This window comes from Bacillus sp. LB7 (assembly GCF_030449715.1).
In the GTDB taxonomy this organism is placed as follows: Bacteria; Bacillota; Bacilli; order Bacillales; family Bacillaceae; genus Bacillus; species Bacillus paralicheniformis.
In genome coordinates this window covers 189,979-204,601 of record NZ_JASGCA010000002.1, presented here as the reverse complement: position 1 = coordinate 204,601, position 14,623 = coordinate 189,979, and the positions used below count along the sequence as shown (strand labels likewise).

Sequence of the window (14,623 nt, the reverse complement as noted above, 5' to 3'; positions counted from 1 at the left end):
CCGCAGCAGCTTGATACGGCTGCTAATTGGTTGATGATGCATAAAAGGACGCCGCGAATCTGGAGCGGCGTCCTTTTTTTAATGAACGTTCGTATAAACTTCCTGCACATCGTCATCATCTTCAAGTACGTCAATGAGCTTTTCGACTTTTTCCTGAAGCGCTTCATCGACCTCTGCATAGGTTTGCGGAACCATTGTCATTTCGGCTGTCGCCATTTGATAGCCGCGCTCCTCCAAGTTTTTCTTTACTTCTTCAAACTGTTCCGGCTCTGTATAAATCTCGAACAGCTCTTCGCTCGTTTCAAGCTCCTCAGCGCCGGCATCAATGACCTCAAGCATAAACTCCTCTTCATCTATCTCAAGATCTTCACGCTCGATTGCAATATATCCTTTCCGGTCGAACATATAAGAAACGCATCCTGTTTCCCCCAAGCTGCCGCCGTTTTTGCTGAAGGCGGTTCTGACGTTTGTCGCCGTCCGGTTTTTATTATCTGTTAAACATTGGACCATGACAGCCACACCGCTTGGGCCGTAGCCCTCATACGTAATTTCCTCGTAGCTTTTTCCATCCTGGCTGCCGGAAGCTTTTTTGACGGCGCGGTCGATGTTGTCGTTTGGCATGTTTGCATTTTTGGCTTTATCGATGACGAGACGCAGACTTGCGTTAGATTCGGGATCGGGTCCCCCTTCTTTTGCGGCTACATATATTTCTTTGGCAAGCTTCATGAAAATTTTGCCGCGTTTAGCATCTTGGGCATTTTTTCTTCTCTGAATATTTTTCCATTTAGAATGGCCAGCCATATCTTTCTACCTCCAAAAAAATTCTCGTCTCTATGTACACTTTATACGGTTTTCCCCGTTTTTGTAAAGAAATCGGCCGAACGCTCACAAAAAAATTGCCGGGGAATCCCCGGCAATTCCCTGCTTGTCATTGGTTGCGCAAGCGGTTCAAATTGTTATTCGTCGTGTCTCCGCGATCCCTAATGTTCTGAGGGTCGTCGTTCATTTCACGGAGCCTTGTAAATGCGCCGTCGTCCTCGACAACTTGAACGGTCCGGTCTCCGGCAAATGTTTTGGCTGCTTTTCTAATTTGAGTTCTCTCATTATTTGTCAGCCGTTTATCTGACCGTACCGCGATGATGACCGTTTCGTTCGTTACGACGGCCTGACTCTCGTCAACATAATTCAATTTGTTGACGCGTCCAGTGATATTCCTGGAGATTTTACGGTTTTCCGGTCTGTTATAGCCTGTGTCCGCCGTGTTCACCAAATGATTGTGATAATTCATGTCTCCCCGGCTGAAAGTTCCATCGCCTGTTGGAACGGGATTGCCGTTGCCCGCTCGATTGTTCACGTTCGTTGCACCGTTTCTCCCGTTCATATTTTCAAGCATTTCTGTAACAGGACCGTCATTATCAAGACCGTTATTACGATTTGCATCATTTGAATAATATCCGATCGGACGCGTATTGTTTCCATTATCTATAGCGTCGTTCGTTCCGCAGGCAGATAGACCAGCTGTCAAAAGCAAAATACCCGAAAACACTTTCAGCTTGCTGTCCAATGGTAATACCCCCCGTAGAAAACCGCTGAATTTGAGCATTGCGCTCTTTTTTAGGATGTGCGGGATGTGAAGAGTTACCCTTGACAGTTATAGACAGTCCCGTGAAAAAGCATGAAAGTGTTTATAGCGGTCCACAATAAAAAAGGAACGATAGATCATCGTCCCATTCCGAATCAGTCTTCTTCATCTTCCGGTCTGTTAAACATCTGTCCGCCTGCGGGCTGCTGTCCGTACCCGCCCATACCGTACGGAGCTCCCATTTGCGGCATCTGTCCATATGGCGCTGCACCAGGAAAACCTCCCGGGAATTGGCCTGGCCCGCACCCGCAGTCATCTTCTTTGCCGTGTGCCATATTGGGATCGTGACCGACGTTTGCCGGTGCATATCCCGGAAACGGCTGATAAGGCGCGTATGCCGGAGCAGTCATTGGCTGATGATGATATCCGTGATGACCGGCATTGTCATGCCCCATGTTATCATCACCGTCATATTCAGCTGGAGATACATAGCTAGGCTGATGCATGTAAGGCATTTGAGCAGGATATGGATACCAAGGGTGGCATAATCCCGATCCAGGCAGCACCGGTGAAACAGGAATCCAGCAGCCTCCAGGATAGAACGGATAAGGATGCGGATGGTGATGGTGATGATATCCGGCCGCAGCTACATTTGGCATGCCGTGAAACTGCTTATTTTCCTCGCCTGCTGCACCGACATTCGGCGGCTGCGGAACATTCGGATAATTGACATTTTCCATATGATTCTCCTCCTCATTTGTCCATGGATTATACATGTTGGGGCCTTTCTCTTGATGTTCATAAGGTTTTGGAGGTGCGTACGGCTGATGAAGCTGATTGACGCTTTGATACAAATTTGAAATGTCGCCTTCAGGCAAACTTGACTGTCCGCTGTTCGGGACAGGCGGAACATAAGGAACCGAGGGCTTTTCTTTCGGTTTTATATCTTCAACATCAAGCTTGCTTTTCGGCTTTTCTTTTGCAAATGGATGTTCCTGCTGTTTTTTCGGTAACTCTTTTCGCATATTGAACTGTTCTTCTTTTTTGACCGGCACTCCCCCTGACGGTACTTTGATTTTCATGCCCGGCATGATCAAATCTGGATTGCTCAGCTGCGAATTCAGCTTTTTCAGTTCTTCAAAGTCCACTTCATATCTTTCCGCGATTTTTTCCAGAGAATCGCCCTTTTGGACAATATGAATTTTCAACGTTTTCCCCTCCTATGCAAAAACGTGAACGAACAGATGAGAATAACAAATATGCTTCTCCACAAATTTATGCGCATAGCGGAGGGGTTATGATAAAAACTTGTTCTCCAAAAAATTAACGGATTGTTAACATCCGATTCAGCGCAAGAATGGCATCTTTTGCGATATCTTGATCAACTTTGATCACGCCTGTCGGTTCACCTTTGTCAATCTGCTCCAGCGACCACAGCAAATGCGGCATGTCGATTCTGTTCATTGTCAAACAAGGGCACATATCTGGATTAAGGGATTCGATTTGTTTATCAGGATGTTCTTGTATGATGCGTGAAACAAGGTTCATCTCTGTTCCAATCGCCCATTTGCTCCCCGGTTCTGCTTCATTAATCGTATCGATGATTTTTTTTGTAGATCCGCTGAAATCGCTGAGTGCGACGACTTCATGGGTGCATTCCGGATGAACGATAACATGAATGTCCGAATCCCGTTCTTTAACGCTTTTGATATTCGCCGCGGTAAATTTTTCGTGAACAGAGCAATGCCCCTTCCACAAAATGATTTTTATGTCTTCCAAATCGCCGTTATACTCAAGTTTTTCTGCAATGGGATCCCATACCGCCATTCTGCTGAGAGGAATGCCGAGGTCAAATGCCGTATTGCGTCCCAAGTGCTGATCCGGAAGAAATAAAATCCTCTCCTTTTGCGATAGCGCCCATGTCAACATGCGGGCTGCATTTGAGGATGTCACGGACGCTCCTCCGTTTCTTCCTACAAAAGCTTTGATTTCCGCTGTCGAATTGACATATGTGAGCGGAATGACCGTATCGCCAAACAGCTCTGTCAGCTCTTCCCAAGCGCGATTCGTCTGCTGCATGTTGGCCATATCGGCCATCGAACAGCCTGCGCGCATGTCCGGCAAAACGACAATCTGTTCGTCCGAAGTGAGCATATCGGCTGTTTCCGCCATAAAATGTACGCCGCAGAACACGATATATTCCGCTTTTTTATTTTTTTGGGCGACTTGCGCCAGCTGAAGCGAATCTCCCGTCGCGTCCGCAAATTGGATCACTTCGTCTTTTTGGTAGTGATGCCCCGGGATAAACAGCCTTTCTCCGAATTTCTTTTTGATATTCAAAATCCTTCCGGCCATTTCTTCTTCGCTCAGTTCTTTATACAGCTCCGGCATCATGCCGGCGTTCCTGTCATGAATTAAGTTTAAAATAGACATCTGTCACCTCTCCAATCCCGCTTATTTTTTCAGATCGACATTCATGCTGATATCAAGGCTTTTCGCCGAATGAGTCAAGTAGCCCAATGAAATACAGTGCACCCCTGTTCCCCTGTATGCGGGGAGATTTTCAAAGGAAATTCCGCCTGAAGCTTCCGTAATAATGCCGGCGGGTGTCATTTCCGCAAATGCTTTCACCTTGTCAGGAGGACAATTGTCAAACATAATGATATCGGCTCCAGCCGCAATCGCTTCATGAAGCTCTTGCTCTGACTCGATCTCCACTTCGATTTTGACCATATGGCCGCACGCTGCCCGTGCTTTTTCAACTGCTTTTAAAATCGAGCCGCAGGCGGCAATGTGGTTGTCTTTAATCATGATGCCGCCGTCCAAGCCAAAGCGGTGATTGCAGCCCCCGCCGATTTTGACCGCGGATTTTTCAAGAATGCGCAGGCCCGGCGTCGTCTTTCTCGTATCGCAAATCGCGATATCCGGATCATTCAGCCTGATCACGGACTGCTTTGTTAAAGTGGCAATCCCCGACATTCTTTGAATGAGATTCAGCACGACCCGTTCGCCGGTCATGAGAGAAGCTGCACGGCCTTTGAGCCGCGCGATCGTTTCTCCTTTATGAACCGCTTCGCCATCTGTTTTCAGCATTTGCACGGCGATCGTTTCATCGAGCAGCCGAAAGCCTTCGAAAATTACTAATTCTCCTGCAAACAATCCGTCATCCTTCGCTGTAATGACAGCTTCACATTGAAGATTGTCGTCAAAAACGGCTTCAGAAGTGAAATCCCCCCAGCCGATATCTTCCTTGAAAAATTCTTTAAGCATGTTCCTAAGTATGAGCCGCTGCATATTTCACCATCCCTTCGTTTTGTCTGATCTTGATCCCGCCTTTTGTGTGAACGATTTGCTTGCCATGCCAGTTTTTATCATCAGGCACCGGGCAATCCGAACGGTAATGGCCGCCTCTGCTTTCTGTACGAAGCAATGCCGAGGCCGTCATCTGCTTGGCGGTCTGCCATAAATGAGCTAATTCAAGCTGTTCTTTTGTGATTTCTTTCACATTCACGATTTGAAATGGCACTCGCTCAAGCCATTCTTTCACCTTCGTCAATTCATCCTCCGTTCGCACGATCGCCACATGATCCGTCATGTGTTTTTGAATATCATCCACATCTGTCAGGGGAACAGAATATGTCACATCCTCAGGCTGAGGAGGTTGGCCTCTGACAGGCTCAGATTTTTGATAAGCTTGTATCCGATCCGCCGCTCTCCTTCCGAAGACGATGCATTCCAAGAGAGAATTGCTTGCCAGACGGTTGGCGCCGTGAAAGCCGGTGCATGCGGCTTCCCCAATCACATAGAGGTGTGGAACGGCCGTTTCCCCCCATCTGTTCACAGAAACGCCCCCCATTAAAAAATGCATGCCCGGTGAAACCGGAAGCCGGCCTTCTTCAATGGAAATTGCGGCTTTTTCGCAAAGAGAGGAAATCGTAGGGAAGCGGCTTTTAAAGTTTGATATACGGCTAATATCCAAAAATACGCTGCTTCCGAAGGCTAGCTTTTCGTGAATCGCACGAGATACGATGTCCCGCGGTGCTAAATCCTGCATGGGGTGAATGCCTTCCATCACCCGCTGTCCGTTTTCATCAACCAAGACAGCGCCTTCTCCGCGCACAGCTTCTGAAACAAGCCCTTGTGCGCGCCCGTCTTTGACGAGCAATGTAGGATGGAATTGAACGAATTCCAAATCTGCGAGCTCGGCTCCTGCCCGATACGCCAAAGAAATCGCATCGCTTGTCACAGAACGGTTATTCGTGTTGATTTGAAATAGATTTCCGCAGCCTCCTGCCGCCAGCACAACAAAATCTGCTTTCCTGAGAAAAGCCTTTCCCTGGCGGTCTTTCGTCCAGACGCCCGCACAGCGTCCGTCTTCAATCCATAAATCCGCCGCCGTTTCGTATTCTTTCAGTTTGACGTGAGGACCGAGCCTTCCGATTAAGTGCCGGATCAGCGCCTGCCCCGTAGCGTCTCCCCCGGCATGCAAAATTCTGTTCATCGAATGTGCGCCTTCTTTGCCGAGGCTGAGCTTTCCGGATTCGTCAGTATCAAAAGGGAAATGCTGAAGAATCAGCTCATCAACAAGGCGCTGGCCGTCTTTAATGGCATCTTGAACCGCTTCGATTTGATTGTGGCCGCATCCGGCATACAATGTGTCGTCCGCATGAGCTGACCAGGAATCGCGAGGCAATACAGCCGAGGCAATTCCTCCCTGAGCGAGGGTTGAATTGCTGTCTTTTACAGATGCTTTCGTCATCACAATCACTTCATAAGACGGCGGAATGGATGCAGCAAAAGACAGCGCAGCGGCACCTGCTCCGACAACAATTATCGTCTGATGAGACATGTCGACTCCTCCTGTAAATTTACATGTGTCTTGACACCTATATTTACATATCGATAAAATAAACTCAAGTATTTTTTATAAAGAATGGGAGACGAGAGCCGTGATTTATCTTGATTATGCTGCGACGACACCGGCGGCAAAAGAAGCCTTGGACGCGTTTCAAAAACTGAGCACAGATGTGTATGGAAATTCGAGCAGTCTGCACGATGCGGGAGGGAAGGCCGAAAGTATTCTGCGCTACTGCCGCCAAAGAATGGCGGAACTTTTATCCGGGGAAGAAGAAGGCGTTTATTTTACGAGCGGCGGCACCGAAGCCAATTTTTTGGCGATTCACTCCATCTTAAATGGACTCCCCGCCGGAAAGCAGCGTTTTTTAATGACAGAAATGGAACATCAGTCAATCCACATTTTGAAGCGGCATCTTGAGATACTGGGGTTTGAAGTCGACTTGATGAAACCGAACGCTTCAGGCATCATCACAACAGAGATACTGGAACGGCACCTCCGTCCTGATACAGGTCTCGTCTCAATTCAGCATGCCAACTCAGAAACAGGCGTCATCCAGCCCCTGGCAAAGCTTTCGGCTTACTTGCATAAGCGGGACGTGCTCCTGCACAGCGACTGCGTACAGACCTTTGCCAAAATTCCGGTCGGCATTGATGAGCTCGGCGCTGATGCCTTATCTGTTTCAAGCCATAAAGTATACGGACCAAAAGGAGTTGGAGCGGTCTATATTCGGCCTGGTGTGAACTGGAAACCCGTCTACCCGGGCACTTTGCATGAAAACGGATTGAAGAGCGGCACCGTCAATGTCCCTGGAATCGGCGCTTTCATTACCGCTGCCGAGTTGACAATAAAGCGTATGGATGCCGCGTATTTCAAACATCAGGAGCTGCGCACCCGTTTTCTGGAAAAGGCAAAAGGCCGGAAGCTTCCCGTCTCCCTCGCTGTGCCCGATTCGGCAAATTCGCATGTTCTGCCGCATATTATAGGTTGTTTTTTTCATTCCTTTGAAGGACAATATACTATGCTGGAATGTAATCGGAGAGGAATTTGCATTTCTACCGGAAGCGCGTGTTCAGCGGGCTATCATGAGCCGTCAAATACGATGAAAGCCCTTTTAGTCCCAAGGGAGCTCGCGCTTCAATTCGTCCGAATTTCGTTCGGATGCGATACGACAAGCGAACATGTTGATAAGCTGTTGGACGTTTTTGAAGATATGATGCATGAGAAAGGAGACCATCGGATTGACAGACGGATTAAAACTTACGGGAGCTGAGCGGCGCCAGCAGCTTCTGGCCTGGCTGAAGGTGTCTGAGGCTCCGCTGACAGGAAGCGAACTGGCGAAAAGAGCATCTGTTTCACGGCAGGTCATCGTACAGGACATTTCTTTATTAAAAGCAAAAAACGAACCGATCATCGCAACAAGCCAAGGATACGTGTATTTGCGGTCAGCCCTCGGCAAAAAAAAGCCGGTTCAGCGGATCATCGCCTGTGACCATGAGCCGGAAAAAACGGAGGAAGAACTGAATCTGATCGTCGACTTTGGCGTAACGGTGAAAGATGTAACGATTGAACATCCGGTCTACGGCGACTTAACAGCTTCGATCAGGGTCAGCACAAGAAAAGAAGTCTCGGATTTCGTCAAAAAAATCTCGTCGACAAACGCCGCTTATCTGTCTCAACTGACAAACGGCACCCATCTGCACACATTGGAGGCAGATGACGAAGAGAAGATCGAACAAGCTTGCGACGCCCTGCAAAAAGCGGGCATCCTCATTCCCGAATAAAGAAAAGGTCCTTTGCCGTCATCTACGCAAAGGACCTTTCTTTATAATGTATACGCATTGTAGGCTCCGAGCATTTTCACCTTGCAGCCCAAAGCTTCAAGCTCAGCTATCGCACCCGGAATCAGCACGTCGTCCAGTGCCATTTCAATATCAATAATGAAAAAATAATTGCCGAGACCGGTTTTTGTCGGCCGCGATTCAATTTTAGAAAGATTCAAATTTCTCCAGGCGAAAGCCGACAGCACTTGATGGAGAGCCCCTGATTTGTCCGAAGGAAGGGTTACCAGCAAAGTCGTTTTCGGCCTTCCCGTCAAGTGCGGATTGACCGGCGGAGATGCCTCGTGATCCGGATGAAGCATCACAAATCTCGTGTGATTGTATTCATAGTCATGCACATCTCTTTTGACGATGTCTAATCCATACGTAACGGCTGCCATTTCATTGGCGATTACGCCAATGTTCTCGTCCGGATGTTCACTCACGTATTTTGCAGCTGCTCCGGTGGATGTCGCATATTCAAACGGAATGGAGCGGAACCAGCTGTGCAAAAATTTATGGCATTGCGCGATGGCATGGGAATGGGAATAAACCTTCTGAATGTCTTCCCAAGCCTCTTTTCTTGCAGGATGCACAAGTAAATGCTGACGGATGGGAGCGGTGATTTCTCCGACAATATAAAGAGGCTGTTCGTGGATTAAGTAGTCTATTGTCAGATTGACCGATCCTTCAATCGCATTTTCAAGCGGGACGACAGCCAGATCAATCTCGCCGTTCATCGCCGCATCCATACATGCGGGTATCGTGTTAAATGCTTGCTGGTCTGCATCTGAAAAGCAGGAGCAGACGGCAAGGTGCGTAAATGTTGCTTCTGGACCTAAATAACCTACTCTCATACTCATGATATATACTATTCTCTCCCTTTAAGCGCCCGAACCTAGTATTTCGACCTTTTCTACGAATTCCAGCTTTCTTAATTTGTTCATCAGCAAATCGATATTTCCATCCATTCCTCTCGTACTGACGGACAGCGTGACATTCGCTCTTCCTTGAAGAGGGATGGTCTGATGGATCGACAGCACGTTGCAGCCCGATTCAGCCACCACTTGGAGCAGATGGGACAGCGTTCCCGAGCGGTCCTCCAAATGAAAAAAAAGCGTAATAATCTGTTCCTTGACCATCGTATAAAAAGGAAAAACCGCATCTCTGTACTTGTAAAAAGCGCTTCGGCTCAAATCTACCTTTTGGACGGCTTCAGCTACAGATTCCGCTTTTTTCCGCTCAATCAGCTTTTTGACCTCAAGTGTTTTCCGCATTGCCTCCGGCAGCACGTCTTCCCTGACAAGATAAAAGGTCTCCTCTTTCACAGACTTTTCTCTCCTTTTAAAAACCCTGATTCCTTTACATTGATCCGGCGAAAGGAAAGGCGTTCCTTTCAGCTAAAAGTCGGAGAGCTTGCCTGGCAAACTCTCCGGTATGATCAGTCGATAAATTCAAATTCAAATTCGAGAAGACGGATTGTATCTCCATCTTTTGCACCGCGGGCCCGAAGCGCGTCATCAACGCCCATTCCGCGAAGCTGTCTGGCGAAACGCTTAACAGACTCGTCTCTTGAAAAATCCGTCATTTTAAATAAGCGTTCAAGCTTGGCTCCGCTGAGCACAAAGGTGCCGTCAGGATCACGGCTGATCTCAAACGGCGCTTCCTCATCCTCAAGCTTATACATGACTCTGTTTTCAGTCATGTCTTCTTCGTCGTAGAGCGGGAATTCCGGTGTCGTTTCCAAACGGTCGGCAATCTCAAACAGCAGATCCCTCAACCCCTGTCTGGTCAACGCGCTGATTGGAAAAACAGGATAATCATCTGTAAGCTTTTCTTTGAATGCCTTCAGATTTTCTTCCGCATCCGGCATATCCATTTTATTGGCGACAATAATTTGAGGACGTTCTGTCAGCCTCAGATTATACTGTTCAAGCTCTTTATTGATGGTCACATAATCTTCATACGGGTCGCGCCCTTCAAGACCCGACATGTCGATCACGTGCACGATGACGCGCGTTCTTTCGATATGTCTGAGGAATTGGTGTCCGAGGCCAACCCCTTCGTGCGCCCCCTCAATCAGTCCCGGAAGATCTGCCATGACAAAGCTGCGGCCGTCTTCCGTTTCGACCATTCCGAGATTCGGGTTCAGCGTTGTAAAGTGGTAATCGGCAATTTTCGGCTTGGCCGAAGACACGACAGACAGGAGCGTTGACTTTCCGACGCTTGGGAAACCGACAAGACCGACATCGGCCAAAACTTTCAGCTCGAGAACGATATAGCGCTCTTTGCCGGGTTCGCCGTTTTCAGAAAGCTGCGGCGCCGGGTTGGCAGGCGTCGCGAAACGGGTATTGCCTCGTCCGCCGCGTCCTCCTTTTGCGATGACGGCTTCCTGTCCGTGCTCCGTTAGATCAGCGATGACCTGCTTTGTATCATCGTCAATGACAACCGTGCCGGGCGGGACTTTTACAACCATGTCTTCTGCATTTCGGCCGTGCTGGTTTTTAGACATGCCGTGTTCTCCGCGCGTCGCCTTAAAATGTCTTTGATATCTAAAATCCATCAGCGTGCTGAGGCCTTCGTCAACTTTGAAAACGACGTCTCCGCCTTTTCCGCCGTCACCTCCGGCAGGGCCTCCTTTTGGCACATATTTTTCGCGGCGGAAAGCAACCATTCCGTTGCCTCCGTCTCCGCCTTTTACGTATATTTTTACCTGATCAACAAACATAATGTCCTCCGTTCTATTCCTAAAAAACCGCTTTACTTGATATGAATTTCGGCGATGCACTCACAGTCTGTTACATCAAGCCGCTTGATTTCATAAAAATCAGCCAGTGAATGATGAAAGTCTTTGATACCGGTCAGCTTTGTGAATACGCCGTGGAAATCCAGAAAGATGACGAGCCGGTCGTCCGGACCGTCCGTCTGCAGCGTGATCGTCAGATGATTGTCGCCGCCTTTCAAAACGGCATCCTCAAAAGTCCCAAACAGCTTTCTGACGAAAACGACGAGCTTCTCTTCATAAGCTGACAAGTCTCTGACCTGACCGATCACCTCATATTCAAGCGTCAGCGAATGGGCCATCCAGTTAAATGTAAGCAGCTCATACGCCGCACGCGGGATTTTAAGGTTTGAAAGCTTTGATTCATGCTGAGCTTCGATGACCACTTCATCAATAATTTCAAATACGCGGTCATACTTTTTTAATGTTAAGTTTCCTTTAATCAATTGCAGTTTATTCATCCAGTCGTGCCTTGAGTGGCTGAGCAGATGAATAAGCTCATGGGTCAAAGCCTTATCGTCCATCGTCTTTTCTTGTTTTTTCGAAGTTTCTTCCATTTTTGCACTCCCAATCGTTTGTTCTCTATTTTAGGAGTCTGATCCAGTTTGTACTTTGAATTATAACAGAGAAGGCAGTATAAATGAAACACGTTTATATACTTTAAAGAAGCAGAATCAGAGCGGAACCCCGGCCTTGTCCAGGGGGCGGGAAGGTGTTTTTAAACAAGTCACGGTGCTGTATGTAAAAAACTCCGGTCAGAACGACCGGAGTTTCGTTTAAAGGTTAGGCTACAGGATATACGCTCACTTTTTTGCGGTTACGCCCGAAACGTTCGAATTTAACAGTTCCGTCGACTTTTGCATATAGAGTGTCATCTCCGCCGCGCCCAACGTTTTCACCTGGATAGATTTTTGTTCCGCGCTGACGATAAAGGATGGAACCGCCAGATACGAATTGACCGTCTGCACGTTTAGCACCTAGGCGCTTCGCCTCAGAGTCACGTCCGTTCTTCGTTGAACCTACTCCTTTTTTAGATGCAAAAAACTGAAGATCTAATCTTAGCATGTAGCTCACCTCCTATATTCTGTTCGTCGTTACTTTTAAGTAACCTTTGTAGTCTCGTTCGATCGTTTCAAGGGAGACGATCATGCCTTCGAGAAGGAGCTGCGCCTTTTCAAAAGCCTCCCGATCCGTACCGTCCGGGAATCCGAAAGATAAAAATCCGCCGTCTTCCCCGAGGTCAATGACCGGCTCAATGCCCGTCAGCTTCATGACGGCATTGACAGCTCCAAAGGCGACCGCCGATGCCCCTGCACAAACGAGATCCTGACCATGTTCAGCAAAATTCGCATGTCCCGACATTTCAAAGCCTAAGATATCTTTGTTCGATCGGGCTCTGGTAACCTTTGCATGAATCATATCATACACGCCTTAAGCGTTGATTTTTTCGATTACAACTTTAGTGTAAGGTTGACGATGACCTTGTTTTTTATGTTGGTTTTTCTTCGGCTTGTACTTAAATACGGTAATTTTTTTCGCGCGGCCTTGTTTTTCAACTTTGCCTGTTACCGTAGCGCCTTCAACCGTAGGGCTGCCAACTTTAACATTTTCACCGCCGACAAACAATACGTTGTCAAAAGTAACTGTTTCGCCGGCTTCAGCAGCAAGCTTTTCGACGTATACAGTCTGGCCTTCTTCAACTTTGATTTGTTTTCCGCCTGTTTGAATAATTGCGTACATCTCTGCACCTCCTAATAAACTAAGACTCGCCAGTCACAGGGGGCTAAGAAAGCACTTAACACCTGTGCTGAGCGGTTGTAGCACGGGTGCTACATCCATAACATTAAAAAATATACCAGAAAAGAGCTCGAGTGTCAATGTCTTTTAGAAGGATGGATATAGTCAATAAACCAAAAGCAGATCTTCCATTGAGGAAGTCGTGCGCTTGTCTGTAAAATAAGCGTGGAGAATTTCGTTTTCATCAAGCTGGCTCAGTTTTTGTCCGTCCTTCTCAATAATGATCGGGTGTTTGCAGCCTCTTTTAAACAGGAGCATGACCTCATAAATCCGCTGTTCGGCGCACACCGTGATCGGGGCAAGGCGTCGCACTTCCCTCTCCTTTCCGTAATACCGTTCAAGCAAAAAACGGATATGGGCGTAATGGCGATTGCGATATTCCTGGTAAAGGGATGCAGCCAAAAATACGAGGAGCACCCAAGCGCTCAGCTGTGACGGGGAAACCAACAGAATCACCGCGATTAAAACAGTACAGCAAAAGCACGACACAGCCAGCATCATCCGCTGTGCTTTCTGATACGGAAGGTGTTTTGAAAGCAGCAAAAACATCAGCTTCCCGCCGTCAAGCGGCCAAACCGGAAACAGATTAATCAAGAGGATGGTCAGATTGTAAAAGGTAAACGTTTCAAATATATGAGGGCTGACGAGCGAATTGACCGCCAAAAGCCAGGCTGCAAATTGAAGCCAAATATGCTGAACAGGCCCCGCGGCAATGACGGCCAGCTCTTCCTTTAACGGTCTGTTGCCATGTTCATCGACTTCAAGCGTTCCCCCAAAAGGCAGCAGGTAAATGCCTTTAATTCTCCATGAAAAATAAACGGCAGCAGCAGCGTGGCCAAGCTCGTGGATCAAAATAACGATCATTAAACAAAACAGCGCTTTAATATGTCCTGTCATGATACCGATCGCCATGACAAGCCACAGCAGCGGGTGAATGTGAAGCTTGGTGAAGAGCTCCGTCCATTTATTCAAATGTGATCACCTGTATCGGATCAACAAATTCCTCTCCTTGTTTGATCGCAAAGTAATAGACGCCTTTTTGATTTTTATCCTGCTTAATCGTTCCGAGCTTCGTTCCTTTATCTATAAAATCGTATAAAGCGACATCCGCTTTTTTCAGCTGGCCGTAGTAGGTATAGCTGTTGTCCGCATGCTGCAAAACCACCGTCAGGCCCGTTTCCGGATTTTTGTCCACTTCAATGACATAACCTTCCTTCATGCTGCGGATCGTTTCGTCTTCTGTTTCTACCTTAATGCCCTGGCCTGAGAATTTCTCCTGAACCTTTCCCATGGCAGGAACAGCGAGATCTTGATTCACCTCGACCTGACCGGATGGTTTGTCGCCTTTCGGTTGAAAGAATGCGAGGGGATCGCCAAACTTGGATTCATACCAATTCTGGAGAGCCGCAAATTGGAACTCTTCAGTAAACACCTGGCTGATGACCGGTTTGATTTGGTTTGCGGGTTCAAACTGGCCTTTGTAGGCAATAGCGGACATAAGGACAAGACATGCCGACAGAAGACATTTCATGATGAGCGCATCCGCTTTGACAAGAGGGTGCTTCCCATTTATCAGCAGGGAGCTTCCCTCAGGCGGAGGGAAGTCTCCGGCCTTTTCATCTTCCGAAAAGGCTGTCCATGCAGGCGACTTGACCGGCAGCTTTTTGCCGCCTGACGAAAAGGGCTGTTTATCCGGCGCCTTCCGCTTTCTTTTCCTGGCCATTCTTTTTCGAATCTCATCTGCTCTATGACTCATAACCCTCATCCTTTACATTCAGGTTCATTTG

17 protein-coding genes and 1 other annotated feature are annotated in these 14,623 nt (G+C 47.8%); of the genes, 2 read left to right on the top strand and 15 right to left on the bottom strand.

Features of this window, described 5'->3' with window-relative positions; translation table 11 throughout:
* Nucleotides 1-78 precede the first annotated feature (78 nt).
* The 6 genes from QMZ64_RS03530 to nadB all read right to left on the bottom strand — a co-directional run bounded on the left by QMZ64_RS03530 (nt 79) and on the right by nadB (nt 6,431).
* A complete protein-coding gene (locus tag QMZ64_RS03530) occupies nt 79-801 on the bottom strand; it encodes a YebC/PmpR family DNA-binding transcriptional regulator (RefSeq protein ID WP_243942835.1) in 723 nt (240 codons plus the stop codon).
* Between the two features lie 127 nt (nt 802-928).
* The gene (locus QMZ64_RS03525) at nt 929-1,564 is read right to left on the bottom strand and encodes a YhcN/YlaJ family sporulation lipoprotein (RefSeq protein ID WP_265626086.1); all 636 of its coding nucleotides are present in this window, start codon (nt 1,562-1,564) and stop codon (nt 929-931) included.
* 173 nt (nt 1,565-1,737) lie between these two features.
* Nucleotides 1,738-2,790: a SafA/ExsA family spore coat assembly protein gene (safA, locus tag QMZ64_RS03520; RefSeq protein WP_265626084.1), complete on the bottom strand. Its 1,053-nt coding sequence runs from the start codon at nt 2,788-2,790 to the stop codon at nt 1,738-1,740.
* A 115-nt stretch (nt 2,791-2,905) separates the two neighbouring features.
* Nucleotides 2,906-4,015 (bottom strand): quinolinate synthase NadA, encoded by a 1,110-nt coding sequence (gene nadA / locus QMZ64_RS03515; RefSeq protein ID WP_265626083.1) that lies wholly within the window; start codon nt 4,013-4,015, stop codon nt 2,906-2,908.
* Between the two features lie 21 nt (nt 4,016-4,036).
* Nucleotides 4,037-4,876 (bottom strand): carboxylating nicotinate-nucleotide diphosphorylase, encoded by an 840-nt coding sequence (gene nadC, locus QMZ64_RS03510; RefSeq protein WP_265626082.1) that lies wholly within the window; start codon nt 4,874-4,876, stop codon nt 4,037-4,039.
* Nucleotides 4,857-6,431 (bottom strand): L-aspartate oxidase, encoded by a 1,575-nt coding sequence (gene nadB / locus QMZ64_RS03505; protein ID WP_265626081.1) that lies wholly within the window; start codon nt 6,429-6,431, stop codon nt 4,857-4,859. The genes nadC and nadB overlap by 20 nt, the downstream gene beginning before the upstream one ends.
* Nucleotides 6,432-6,531: 100 nt before the next feature.
* On the opposite strand from nadB, the gene QMZ64_RS03500 reads away from it, so the two are divergent.
* On the top strand, nt 6,532-7,710 hold the full coding sequence (locus tag QMZ64_RS03500; RefSeq protein WP_265626080.1) for an IscS subfamily cysteine desulfurase: 1,179 nt from the start codon (nt 6,532-6,534) through the stop codon (nt 7,708-7,710).
* Nucleotides 7,679-8,221, top strand: a complete 543-nt coding sequence (locus QMZ64_RS03495; RefSeq protein ID WP_265626079.1) for a transcription repressor NadR — start codon at nt 7,679-7,681, stop codon at nt 8,219-8,221. The genes QMZ64_RS03500 and QMZ64_RS03495 overlap by 32 nt, the downstream gene beginning before the upstream one ends.
* A gap of 41 nt (nt 8,222-8,262) precedes the next feature.
* Here QMZ64_RS03495 and pheA read toward each other — a convergent pair whose 3' ends face one another.
* The 9 genes from pheA to QMZ64_RS03450 form a co-directional block, all read right to left on the bottom strand.
* Complete coding sequence (pheA, locus tag QMZ64_RS03490; RefSeq protein WP_265627915.1) at nt 8,263-9,114, bottom strand: prephenate dehydratase; 852 nt, start codon at nt 9,112-9,114, stop codon at nt 8,263-8,265.
* Nucleotides 9,115-9,141: 27 nt separating this feature from the next.
* On the bottom strand, nt 9,142-9,585 hold the full coding sequence (locus QMZ64_RS03485) for an ACT domain-containing protein (RefSeq protein WP_023855415.1): 444 nt from the start codon (nt 9,583-9,585) through the stop codon (nt 9,142-9,144).
* A gap of 113 nt (nt 9,586-9,698) precedes the next feature.
* Complete coding sequence (obgE, locus tag QMZ64_RS03480) at nt 9,699-10,985, bottom strand: GTPase ObgE (RefSeq protein ID WP_020452440.1); 1,287 nt, start codon at nt 10,983-10,985, stop codon at nt 9,699-9,701.
* A gap of 32 nt (nt 10,986-11,017) precedes the next feature.
* Nucleotides 11,018-11,596: a sporulation initiation phosphotransferase B gene (locus QMZ64_RS03475; RefSeq protein ID WP_165427704.1), complete on the bottom strand. Its 579-nt coding sequence runs from the start codon at nt 11,594-11,596 to the stop codon at nt 11,018-11,020.
* A gap of 226 nt (nt 11,597-11,822) precedes the next feature.
* Entirely contained in the window at nt 11,823-12,104 is a 282-nt protein-coding gene (gene rpmA, locus QMZ64_RS03470; protein WP_003184023.1) for a 50S ribosomal protein L27, read from the bottom strand.
* Nucleotides 12,105-12,116: 12 nt separating this feature from the next.
* Complete coding sequence (locus QMZ64_RS03465) at nt 12,117-12,458, bottom strand: ribosomal-processing cysteine protease Prp (protein WP_035338334.1); 342 nt, start codon at nt 12,456-12,458, stop codon at nt 12,117-12,119.
* Between the two features lie 12 nt (nt 12,459-12,470).
* Nucleotides 12,471-12,779, bottom strand: coding sequence for a 50S ribosomal protein L21 (gene rplU, locus QMZ64_RS03460; RefSeq protein WP_003184027.1), 309 nt, complete (start codon nt 12,777-12,779; stop codon nt 12,471-12,473).
* 12 nt (nt 12,780-12,791) lie between these two features.
* Nucleotides 12,792-12,866: a sequence feature (ribosomal protein L21 leader region), on the bottom strand.
* Nucleotides 12,867-12,941: 75 nt separating this feature from the next.
* On the bottom strand, nt 12,942-13,808 hold the full coding sequence (locus QMZ64_RS03455; protein WP_265626078.1) for a M50 family metallopeptidase: 867 nt from the start codon (nt 13,806-13,808) through the stop codon (nt 12,942-12,944).
* Nucleotides 13,801-14,592 carry a peptidoglycan DD-metalloendopeptidase family protein gene (locus QMZ64_RS03450; RefSeq protein WP_265626077.1) on the bottom strand — a complete coding sequence of 264 codons (792 nt, stop codon included), beginning with the start codon at nt 14,590-14,592 and terminating at the stop codon, nt 13,801-13,803. The genes QMZ64_RS03455 and QMZ64_RS03450 overlap by 8 nt, the downstream gene beginning before the upstream one ends.
* Nucleotides 14,593-14,623 lie beyond the last annotated feature (31 nt).